Source organism: Shewanella sp. SR44-3 (assembly GCF_014163735.1).
GTDB lineage: Bacteria > Pseudomonadota > Gammaproteobacteria > Enterobacterales > Shewanellaceae > Shewanella.
Genome location: NZ_JACJDV010000081.1, coordinates 1 through 1957, shown reverse-complemented (window position 1 = coordinate 1957; position 1957 = coordinate 1). Strand labels below are relative to the sequence as shown.

Here is a 1957-nt window from a genome sequence, read left to right as displayed (position 1 = left end):
TAACTAATAAGGATAGGCCGCGCGAAGCCGCGTCCTTATCCCAAGTGTTGAACAAGCCCGAGCTCACGATAAGTTGTACCTTTAATAGTAAATAGCAGATCGAGAATACGATCTGTTTGGTGTGATGTTACATCGTCCACTTTTCGGTAATCAGCAGAACCCCTTAGCGCCTTTGCTAATTATTTAAACCCATTGATTTCAGCAAGTTAAATCATCCCTCCGCAGTGTCAGTTAAGCCATTATCCTTATTCACATGTTCAACGCTAGGTTGCTGGTATTAAGTTTGTCGTTCGCTTTACTACGCCCATAAAGCGCATAGGCTGCTGGCAACAAGGGCAATAGCGGGTCGCTAATCTGCGTTTTACCTCGGCTATGATTGGGCTTTCAGTTACTTGAAACTGCGCACCTGTAACCGCGAGCATCAGCTGTATCTGCAACCTAAGTTTTTTGGCGTTGCCTCTGAGCAAACCATAGTCACGCACTCGGCGTAATCCCTTGGGTAAAACATGCTGCAGCACTAACCACAGAAATTGAACCGTGGGTAGCGTTCGCACTTCTGTGCTTTGGCTTTGACTGTCCTCATACTCAAAACAGACCTGTCCATCAATATCGCTCATGATGTTTTTGTCAGCAAGCACGCCGCGATACAGGTAGCGTGACAAATATTGTAATGCTGGCAAGCCTTTACCCACATGGCGGCAGTCAACTACCCATTTTTTGGGGAGTGAAACGGGCAGTGTGACAGTGGGTTGTAGTGTCAGATTTTCAAGCAAACGTGCGCGCCAAACTTTGGCTAAGTTGAAGGCATTAAACAGGTATTTCCCTTTATTCTTTTGCCAGTGTTTTTTGTGCTTATTGAAGCTTCCAGCGGGAAGGATGAAGTGGATATGTGGGTGCAAGTCACGCCGCCGGCTGTGAGTATGCAGCACACCGGTAAAACCGATGTCACCAGCGAGCTTTGATGAGTTAAGCGCAAAGTCTTTCAGTACACTGGCCGCCACAGTGAACATGGCTTGATAAAGCCGCTCAGGTTGATATTTAGCAACCACTCGCAGTTCAAACGGTAAGGTAAAGGTCACCATAAAATAGTCGACGGGCAGCAACTTAGCCTGTTGTTTAGCCAGCCAATCTTGGGTGGTGTGATGCTGACACTGTGGGCAACTGCGATGACCGCATGACAGCGGAAAGTCGGCGGTATGAGTGCAACGCTGACACGCCCAGTGGCTGGTGCTTTGGCTATTGCTGCGGCAACTTAGCATGGCATGAATGGCTTGGCGCATGGTTGTGGTGATACGCCCTTGATAGCGTTCATTAAACTCATCAAGATGATCGCGTAAAATATCGATGAACCTCATAAGTCACACTCCCATTTCAACACCAGATTATTCGTCAGTTGGTTAATTGATTCGACAGTGTTCTTGCGAGTGATGGTGGTGAGCCGGGTGTAACGGGCGGTGGTGTTGAGGCTATTGTGGCCGAGTAACTGCTGCACTGAGCGTAAATCTAACCCTTGCTCAAGCAGATGAGTGGCATAGCTGTGACGTAAATTATGCGGGCTGATGGATTTGTGAATATGGCACTCACTAATCACTTTTTTCATCGCCTTTTGGATGCCGCCGCGGTCCATCAGTGAATCTGGTTTGCCATCTTTACCTGGAAATACATGACGGGGATGGCGATGGGTTTGCCAGTAATAACGCAGTGCCTGCAAGGTGCGTTGCGGTAAAGGCACTAATCTATCTTTACCGCCTTTGGCATCACGAATATGCACCTGCATCAACTGTGAGTCGATATCGCCAACTTGTAATGATACCGCTTCACCGAGGCGCAATCCCATGCTGTAAAGGGTTAAAAAGCACACTTGATATCGCAGCTTATGGGTGAGGCTAATGACGATAGACACTTCAGCGGGGGTGAGGATATCGGGCAGATGGTTGACTTGCGGCGGCTTGACGAT

The 1957-nt window shown here is 48.2% G+C and carries 2 protein-coding genes; both read right to left on the bottom strand.

The genetic code is table 11. The features are described 5' to 3' along the window. Nucleotides 1–263: 263 nt before the first annotated feature. Nucleotides 264–1355, bottom strand: coding sequence for an IS91 family transposase (locus H5073_RS17845; RefSeq protein WP_182680908.1), 1092 nt, complete (start codon nucleotides 1353–1355; stop codon nucleotides 264–266). Further along, nucleotides 1352–1957, bottom strand: a 606-nt coding sequence (locus H5073_RS17840) for a tyrosine-type recombinase/integrase (RefSeq protein WP_182680907.1), incomplete at its 5' end; no start/stop codon positions are given. The genes H5073_RS17845 and H5073_RS17840, both read right to left, overlap by 4 nt.

Excerpts from the sequence above, each read along its gene's own strand:
- H5073_RS17845 (WP_182680908.1), bottom strand. The coding sequence starts at position 1,355 with ATGAGGTTCATCGATATTTTACGCGATCATCTTGATGAGTTTAATGAA.